Origin of the sequence: Pseudorhodoplanes sp., from assembly GCF_046289595.1 — a bacterium.
In the GTDB taxonomy this organism is placed as follows: Bacteria; Pseudomonadota; Alphaproteobacteria; order Rhizobiales; family Xanthobacteraceae; genus Pseudorhodoplanes.
Window position 1 is genome coordinate 9,176 of record NZ_JBKBVB010000100.1, and the last position, 7,790, is coordinate 16,965.

Below are 7,790 nucleotides of genomic sequence, written 5' to 3' on the forward strand. Positions count from 1 at the left end.
GGCGCGGTCGCATCGGTGGCGCTGTGCAAAAGTGCTGCCACCGGCGCCCGCATATCGCGCCACACCGCGCCAGAAAATGGATTGCGGCGCCTGCAACCTTGTGCGCGCCCCTTGACCGGAGCGGAGCGGCCCGGCACCGTCCCTGCGGGTTTCGGTTTGGGGGTTAGGATGTCTGTCAGGCGCATTGGTCTGGTGGTCGGCGCGCTCGCAGCCGTGCTGGCGCTGGTGCCGCAGGCTCAGGCGGCAAACTGGCTGGAAAAGAATTTCTGGATGAGCGGCCCGCGTTACAGCGGCAATCTGCCCGCCTGCGACAGCGGCTGGGCGCTCGGCACCATCCAGCTGCGGTTCAGCGGCAAGGAACATGCGTTCTGGAATTCGCGTCTCGGCATCGTCAAATTCGACGATATCCATGAAACCGCCAACCGGCCCTGGGCGTCGGACACCATCCCTCGGCGTTTTTGTACCGCCCGCGCCTTGATCTCGGACGGCATCTGGCGGCCGGTGCACTACCTGATCGGCGAGGATTTCGGGCTGATCGGCGCAACCTGGGATGTCGAATGGTGCGTGGTCGGGCTCGACCGCAACTGGGCGAGCAACCCGGGCTGCCGGATGATGCGGCCCTGATCTCAGAAGCTGAACAGCTTTTTGTTCTTGAAATGTTCTTTTCGGGCAAGTACGCTTGGCGCGGCTCGTTATCCGTCGGGGGCGTATCATGCTGACAATTGCCAAGCGTTTCGGTTTCACCCTGTCGTTTGCTCTCATTATGGCGGTTGCAGCCCTTGCGCAGGACGCCCCGCCCGGCGCTTCTGAGCGCTTCGCCCAGGACCGCTTCGCCCAGGACCGCTTCGCCCAGGAACGCTTCAATCGCGAAGTCGGTCAGGAGCGCTTCCAGCCCGAAAGCCGGCGCGACCAGCGCAACCAGGCCGGTCAGTTCGATTTCTATGTCCTCGCATTGTCGTGGTCGCCCTCGTTCTGCGAATCCTCGCGCGAGCGCAATGGCGGCCGCACCACATTGCAGCAATGCGCGGGCGCGCGACCCTATTCGTTCGTGGTTCACGGCCTTTGGCCGCAATATGAGCGCGGCTTCCCGCGGGAATGCCAGGTGCCGGCGCCACGGCTTGCGCGCACCATCGTCGATTCAATGCTCGACATCATGCCAGCGCCGCGGCTGGTCTTTAATCAGTGGGACCGCCACGGCACCTGCTCGGGCCTCAGCAGCCAAAGATATTTCGATACCGTGCGCAAGGCGCGCGAGCGGGTGAATATTCCGCCTCAATATCAGAACGTCACCTCCTATCTGGCAGTCTCGCCGGACGAGGTCGAGAAGGCTTTTGTCGAGGCCAATCCGGGGCTGACGGCCGAAGGCATGGCCGTGACATGCGACAGCCGCCGGCTCAGCGAGGTGCGAATTTGCATGACCAAGGATCTGCAATTCCGCGCCTGCCCGGAAATTGACCGACGCGCCTGCCGCAGCGACAAGGTGATGATGCCGCCGGTTCGCGGCGGATAGCCGCCGCCTGGGCCGGCCGCCACCAGCCGGCCGCCATCCGCCGGCTGGCTCCGGCCGCTTGAGATCGTTCGGCGGGAATCGGCCGATTCTGGAACCATCCGGTACGGTGCCGCGTGCGCTTTTCGCGCTTGACGCAAGGCCGCGGCCGGTGACCTTGCCGGCCAATGAATTACCGACACGCATTCCACGCCGGCAATTTCGCCGATGTCGTCAAACATGCGCTGCTCGCGCGCGTGGTCATGCATCTGCGAACGAAGGAGGCGGCCTTCCGTGTCATCGACACGCATGCAGGCAGCGGCCTCACCGATCTTTCGGGCGACGAGGCCCGGCGTGGCGCGGAATGGCAGGACGGCATCGGCCGGGTCTTCGGATTTGCCTTCACCGCCGAAGCCGCAGCATTGCTGGCACCCTATCTCGCGGCCGTCTCTGCCTTCAACCCGGACGGTGCGCTCGCGCGCTATCCCGGCTCTCCCCTCCTGATCCGGCAGTGGCTGCGGCCGCAGGACCGGCTGATTGCCTGCGAACTCGAGCCGGGCGAAGCCCGCGCCCTGTCGCAAAACCTGCACGGCGATCCCCGCGTCAAGGCAATCGCGATCGACGGCTGGACCGCGCTGAACGCCTATATCCCGCCAAAGGAAAAGCGCGGGCTCATCCTGATCGATCCGCCTTACGAGCGGGACAACGAATTGCATCACGCGGCCGAAGCCATGGATGCAGCGCACCGCAAATGGCGCGGCGGGACCATCCTGCTCTGGTATCCGCTCAAGGAGCTGCGGGTGCGCGCGCGCTTCAGCAAGACCGTCGCTGCGCTGGGACTTACGAAATCGTTGCAGATAGAACTTTACTGCGATGCGATTGGCGGCACAAAGCTAAAAGGCACCGGTCTGATCGTGGTCAACGCGCCCTGGACGCTGCGGGCCGAGGCGCAAATTTTGTTGCCGGCACTCGCGGATTCATTCTGGCCTGGCCGGCCAAGCGACCTCCTCATCCAGGCGCTCGGTCCGCAATGACCGCGCCGTGCAATTTCGCCGTGCAATCCCCTTTCCACATGCCCAGCATTGGTCTTTACTTGCTGCGGCTTTGACGTTCCGTCCTCTTAAGGGGGGCCGGCGGAGTGACCGAGGCCCCTTAAAAGGCTGACGCTTTCCCCGATTGTGAATGTCCGGCCGGGCCGCTGCCGTGTGGGACGGCGGCTTAGCAATTGCGGGAAAGGAGCCCACGATGGCTCAAACAGGTATCGTCAAATTCTTCAATGGTGAGCGTGGCTATGGCTTCATCAAGCCCGACGATGGCGGACGCGACGTGTTCGTCCATATCACGGCGGTGGAGCAGGCCGGACTGAAGGCACTCGCGGAAGGACAGCGGATCAGCTTCGATGTCGAGCCCGACAAAAAAGGCAAAGGGCCGAAGGCCGTGAATCTCGTGATCACGGGATAGCGCGAAGCTCACGACCGGTTATTGTCCTTGTGTGCCCGCGCGCGGCGCGACAGCGACCGCGGAAGTGAAACAATTTTTTCCTGATTGAGACAATCCATGATCCTTCGTTCAGCGCCGCCTTCGCCTTTCGGGCGCAAGGTCACGATTGCAGCAAGCGTGCTTGGCCTCACCGACCGCATCGAGATCGTTCCTGCCGACACCAACAATGAAGCGGATGCGTTGCGCACGCAGAACCCGCTCGGGAAAATTCCGACGCTTGTGCTGGACGACGGCCAGACGCTTTTCGACTCGCGGGTGATCCTTGAATATCTCGACCAGCTCGCCGGCGGCGGACGCATCGTGCCGCGCGAACCCGGTCCGCGATTTGCGGCGCTGCGTCTGCAGGCGCTGTGCGACGGCATCATGGATGCCTCGATCCTGCAGGTCTACGAGGCGCGCTACCGGCCGGAAGGCGTGCGCCATCAACCCTGGCTCGATTACCAGGCCGGCAAGGTTGCGCGCGGCCTTGCCGCATTGGAAGCGGACCCGCCGCAGCCATTGACCGACGAGCCGCATGCCGGAGAGATCGCGCTGGCCTGCGCGCTCGGGTATCAGGACTTACGGTTTGGCGGCACCTGGCGCCCGGGGCATCGGAAGCTGGTGTCATGGCTCGAACACTTTGCGGCGCAGGTGCCCGCATTCGAGCAGACTCGCGTCCTGGCATAGCGACAGCTCTGCGTTCGGCGCGATGACTCGCGGATCCGGTCCGCAGGCATGGTTTTCCGGAAAGCGGCCACATGGCCGGGTCAACCCCGGCCATGACCTGTTGGGATCGGAACCGGCGTCAGGTCAGAACCGGTAATTGACGCCGAAGCGGAGCAGGTTGTTGTTGAAGCCGTTGTCGGCGCCGGTCACGGTATAGCCGCGCTCGGCGAGGCTCAGATACAGATACTCGGCCTTGACCGACCAGTTCTGATTGAGGGCGACTTCGGCGCCCGCGCCGACTGTCCAGCCGAGATGGGTGCGGCTCTCCGACAATCCGCCCCAGGTTTCGGCTTCCAGCCCGCCGAAGGCAAGACCGCCGGTACCGTAGAACAACACGCCACTCCAGGCGGCGATACCGAGGCGGCCGCGCAAGGTGCCGAACCACGGGTTCGAGAATTTCCACGGCGCGAAGGTGTCGTCGGCATTGGTGATGTTGATGTCGCCCTCGGCGCCGAAGACGAAATTGCCGTTCTGCCAGTTATAGCCGGCCTGCAGACCGCCGCTAACCCCAGCGGGCTCCGCCGGGTTGTTGTCGATTGTGCCCCATTGATAGCCGACATTGGCGCCGATATACGGGCCCATCCAGCGCCAGGCAGGAACCGGTGCCGGCGCCGGCGCATATTGCCGGTATCCGATATCGGCTGCCTGCGTCTGACCCGACATCATGATCGTCGCGAGCGCCGCGAGGCCGATCAGCACCTTTTTCATGTTACTCACTCCCACACCGGTTCCGCAGGCTTTGCGGACGGGCGCGGATGCAAAACATCCGCGCCGGCGGCCAATACATGGCCTTTTCAGCTTCGAGTTATCGGGTTGTTTAAGTTAAACAGCGGTGAATCGCGGCGCGAAGCTAAACGCATCGCTAACGGATCGTAAAAAACCCGGAAACCTCCGTTAACGGCGCATTGACCTTTGGTTCGGCCTTGCGAAAGACGATTGACGGACGCATCTGAACCCCTCCCATGAACGGCCGGAGAACCGATATCGAACCCGAAATCGACGTCCTTGAAGAGGACGACGAGCAAGACCTGCCGCCGGCAGAAGCGGAAAATTCAGTCCAGACGCAAGCGCCGCTTGCGGCCGGCCGCGCGGCCATCTCCGCATCTCTGAAACATGCGCCGCCCGGTCCCGGCGTGTATCGCATGATCGATGCCGCGGGCGATGTGCTCTATGTCGGCAAGGCCAAGAGCGTCAGGAAGCGTCTCGCCTCCTATGCACGGCCGACCGGCCATGACAGCCGCATCGCGCGAATGATCGCAGCGACCGCGACGCTCGAGTTCGTCTCCACCCGCACCGAGACCGAAGCGCTTCTTCTCGAAGCCAATCTGATCAAGCGATTGCGGCCGCGTTTCAACGTCCTGATGCGGGACGACAAGTCGTTCCCCTATATCGTGATTACCCGCGATCACGAGGCCCCGCAGATCCTGAAGCATCGCGGCGCGCGTACGCGCGACGGCGATTACTACGGGCCGTTCGCATCGGTCTGGGCGGTGAACCGGACGATCACGGCGTTGCAGCGCGCCTTCCTGATCCGCTCCTGCTCGGATGCGGTCTTCGAAAGCCGTACCCGTCCATGCCTTCTGCATCAGATCAAGCGTTGCTCCGCGCCCTGCACCGGCGAGGTCGCGCCAGACGCCTATGCCGAGCTGGTGCGCGAGGCGCGCGACTTTCTTTCGGGCAAGAGCGACGCGGTGAAGAAGCTCTTGGCGCAGGAGATGGAAAAGGCCTCGCAGGCGCTCGATTTCGAGCGCGCCGCGATCTACCGCGACCGGCTTGCGGCGCTGTCGGCGGTGCAGTCCCAGCAGGGCATCAATCTGCGCGGGGTCGGCGATGCCGACATCTTCGCAATCCACCAGGCCGGCGGATACAATTGCGTTCAGGTGTTCTTTTTTCGCACCGGGCAGAACTGGGGCAATCGCGCCTATTTTCCGCGGGCCGATCGCGCGCTCGCAGCAGCCGATGTCCTCTCCGCTTTCGTCGCGCAATTCTACGACGACAAGCCGTGCCCCAGGACTGTGCTGGTATCTGAAGACTTGCCGGAGCGCACGCTGCTCGCCGAAGCGCTGTCGGCCAAGAGCGGTCACGCGGTTGAGATTAACCGGCCCAAACGCGGAGAGAAGCGCGATGTGATCGACCACGCGCTCACCAATGCGCGCGAAGCGCTCGGACGCAAGCTCGCCGAAACCTCTTCGCAACAGACACTGCTCAAGGCGCTCGCCGAAAGCTTCGGGCTGCCGGCTCCGCCGCGCCGGATCGAGGTTTACGACAACAGCCACATTCAGGGAACGAATGCGGTCGGCGCCATGATCGTCGCCGGGCCCGAGGGCTTCGTGAAGAACCAGTACCGCAAGTTCAACATCCGCGCCGAGGATCTCACACCCGGCGACGATTTCGGCATGATGCGCGAGGTGCTGGAGCGGCGCTTCAAGCGACTGATGAGCGAGCATCCGCGCAAACCAGGAAAAGCCACATCGTCCGAAACGTCCGCGCCCGCTTTGCGGGACGATAGACACGATGCGCCAGCGCCGGATCAGCCGGCCGCGACGGATCATGCGGAGACGCCGTGGCCCGATCTGGTACTGATCGACGGCGGACAGGGGCAATTGAACGCCGCACGCTCAACGCTTGCGGCGCTTGGCGTCACCGACGTGCCGCTGGTTGCCATCGCCAAGGGCGTCGACCGCGACGCCGGCCGCGAGACCTTTTTCGTACCGGGCCGCGAGCCGTTCCGGCTGCCGCCCCGCGATCCGCTGCTGTATTTCGTCGAGCGGCTGCGGGACGAGGCGCACCGTTTCGCAATCGGCTCGCACCGCGCCCGCAGAACCCGCGATATCCGGGAAGGCGGGTTGCAGGAAATCCCCGGGATCGGACCGACCCGCAAGCGCGCCCTGCTCAACCATTTCGGGACGCTGAAGGCGATCGAGCGGGCATCCATGACGGATCTGGCCAAGGTTCCCGGCATCAACGCCGACACTGCACGACGGATCTATGACTTTTTTCACGAGCGGCAGGGCTGATTTTGGCAGGTTTTTTCGGGGTCTGCGCAAGCCACGGGACAAGTTATGGCATTCGCCTGAGGGCGGGTTGACGGAGGCGGGCCGGGTGTGTTCGCTGCGGTTATGAATTCGGTGTCGACGCAACGCGTTGAGGGCGGCGCATTCTCGCTGCCCAATGTTTTGACCTATTGCCGGATCGCCGCGGTTCCGCTGGTGGTCGCCTGCATGTATTGGCAGGCGATTTTGCAGGGGGGATTGTGGCTGCGGCTGGTGGCGCTTGCGATCTTTATCGCAGCCGGCATCACCGACTTTTTCGATGGCTATTTGGCCCGCAGCTGGGGCCAGCAATCCCGGCTTGGCCGCATGCTCGACCCGATCGCCGACAAGCTCTTGGTCGCCTCCTGCCTGCTGATGCTGGCGGCGGACGAAACCATCAAGGGCTGGTCGCTGTTCGCCGCCATCATCATTCTGTGCCGGGAGATTCTGGTCTCGGGTCTGCGCGAATTTCTCGCCGAGCTGCGGGTCAGCGTGCCGGTCACACAGCTCGCCAAATGGAAGACGACGCTGCAGCTGGTCGCGATCGGCTTTCTGCTGGGAGGCGAGGCGGTGGACTATTATCTGCCGGTCAGTTTCATGGACTGGCGCTGGAGTTACGGCGCCGAGCCGCTGGCGCTCACGACATCCATCGGGCTGGTCCTGCTCTGGATTTCCGCACTTCTCACCCTTTATACGGGGTGGGATTATTTCCGCGCAGGCCTGCGGCATATCATCGACGAATGATGCACGATGCGGGCTGCGGAATGCGTCCGGCCTGCACTTGTCCGGCCTGCACAGGCATGAGGAAGACGTGAAGCTGTTGTATTTCGCCTGGGTGCGCGAGCGCATCGGCAAGCCCGAGGAAGAACTGACCCCGCCGGCCGAGGTCGGTACGGTGGAAGAGCTGATGGCCTGGCTCGCCGGCCGCGGCGAAGAATATGCCTATGCCTTCGAAAATGCGAAGGTGATCCGCGCCGCTATCGACCGCAAACATGTGCAGCCCGGCACACCGATCGCAGGCGCCAAAGAGATCGCCTTCTTTCCGCCGATGACGGGGGGCTGATGTC

Annotated in this window: 9 protein-coding genes; 8 read left to right on the forward strand and 1 reads right to left on the reverse strand. The window is 63.6% G+C overall.

Translation table 11 applies throughout. The features are described 5' to 3' along the window. Positions 1-168: 168 nt before the first annotated feature. The 5 genes from ACK41X_RS17820 (at position 169) to ACK41X_RS17840 (ending at position 3,652) form a co-directional block, all read left to right on the forward strand. Entirely contained in the window at positions 169-624 is a 456-nt protein-coding gene (locus ACK41X_RS17820) for a hypothetical protein (RefSeq protein ID WP_409726080.1), read from the forward strand. Positions 625-712: 88 nt separating this feature from the next. Then, on the forward strand, positions 713-1,510 hold the full coding sequence (locus tag ACK41X_RS17825) for a ribonuclease T2 family protein (protein ID WP_409726082.1): 798 nt from the start codon (positions 713-715) through the stop codon (positions 1,508-1,510). 164 nt (positions 1,511-1,674) lie between these two features. Beyond that, a complete protein-coding gene (locus ACK41X_RS17830; protein ID WP_409726084.1) occupies positions 1,675-2,520 on the forward strand; it encodes a 23S rRNA (adenine(2030)-N(6))-methyltransferase RlmJ in 846 nt (281 codons plus the stop codon). A gap of 211 nt (positions 2,521-2,731) precedes the next feature. Beyond that, positions 2,732-2,947, forward strand: a complete 216-nt coding sequence (locus ACK41X_RS17835) for a cold-shock protein (RefSeq protein WP_409726086.1) — start codon at positions 2,732-2,734, stop codon at positions 2,945-2,947. A gap of 96 nt (positions 2,948-3,043) precedes the next feature. Next, positions 3,044-3,652 (forward strand): glutathione S-transferase family protein, encoded by a 609-nt coding sequence (locus ACK41X_RS17840; protein ID WP_409726088.1) that lies wholly within the window; start codon positions 3,044-3,046, stop codon positions 3,650-3,652. 123 nt (positions 3,653-3,775) lie between these two features. On the opposite strand, the gene ACK41X_RS17845 is transcribed toward ACK41X_RS17840, so the two are convergent. Then, entirely contained in the window at positions 3,776-4,399 is a 624-nt protein-coding gene (locus ACK41X_RS17845) for an outer membrane protein (protein ID WP_409726090.1), read from the reverse strand. 254 nt (positions 4,400-4,653) lie between these two features. Between ACK41X_RS17845 and uvrC the strand changes: the two genes are divergently transcribed. The 3 genes from uvrC to moaD all read left to right on the forward strand — a co-directional run bounded on the left by uvrC (position 4,654) and on the right by moaD (position 7,786). Continuing rightward, positions 4,654-6,708 carry an excinuclease ABC subunit UvrC gene (gene uvrC, locus ACK41X_RS17850; protein ID WP_409726092.1) on the forward strand — a complete coding sequence of 685 codons (2,055 nt, stop codon included), beginning with the start codon at positions 4,654-4,656 and terminating at the stop codon, positions 6,706-6,708. Between the two features lie 102 nt (positions 6,709-6,810). After that, a complete protein-coding gene (gene pgsA / locus ACK41X_RS17855) occupies positions 6,811-7,467 on the forward strand; it encodes a CDP-diacylglycerol--glycerol-3-phosphate 3-phosphatidyltransferase (protein ID WP_409726096.1) in 657 nt (218 codons plus the stop codon). Between the two features lie 67 nt (positions 7,468-7,534). Further along, positions 7,535-7,786 carry a molybdopterin converting factor subunit 1 gene (moaD, locus tag ACK41X_RS17860; RefSeq protein ID WP_409726094.1) on the forward strand — a complete coding sequence of 84 codons (252 nt, stop codon included), beginning with the start codon at positions 7,535-7,537 and terminating at the stop codon, positions 7,784-7,786. Positions 7,787-7,790: the final 4 nt, after the last annotated feature.

Coding starts and splice junctions, on each gene's coding strand:
- ACK41X_RS17820 (WP_409726080.1), top strand. CDS start 169: ATGTCTGTCAGGCGCATTGGTCTGGTGGTCGGCGCGCTCGCAGCCGTG.
- ACK41X_RS17825 (WP_409726082.1), top strand. CDS start 713: ATGCTGACAATTGCCAAGCGTTTCGGTTTCACCCTGTCGTTTGCTCTC.
- ACK41X_RS17830 (WP_409726084.1), top strand. CDS start 1,675: ATGAATTACCGACACGCATTCCACGCCGGCAATTTCGCCGATGTCGTC.
- ACK41X_RS17835 (WP_409726086.1), top strand. CDS start 2,732: ATGGCTCAAACAGGTATCGTCAAATTCTTCAATGGTGAGCGTGGCTAT.
- ACK41X_RS17840 (WP_409726088.1), top strand. CDS start 3,044: ATGATCCTTCGTTCAGCGCCGCCTTCGCCTTTCGGGCGCAAGGTCACG.
- ACK41X_RS17845 (WP_409726090.1), bottom strand. CDS start 4,399: ATGAAAAAGGTGCTGATCGGCCTCGCGGCGCTCGCGACGATCATGATG.
- uvrC (WP_409726092.1), top strand. CDS start 4,654: ATGAACGGCCGGAGAACCGATATCGAACCCGAAATCGACGTCCTTGAA.
- pgsA (WP_409726096.1), top strand. CDS start 6,811: ATGAATTCGGTGTCGACGCAACGCGTTGAGGGCGGCGCATTCTCGCTG.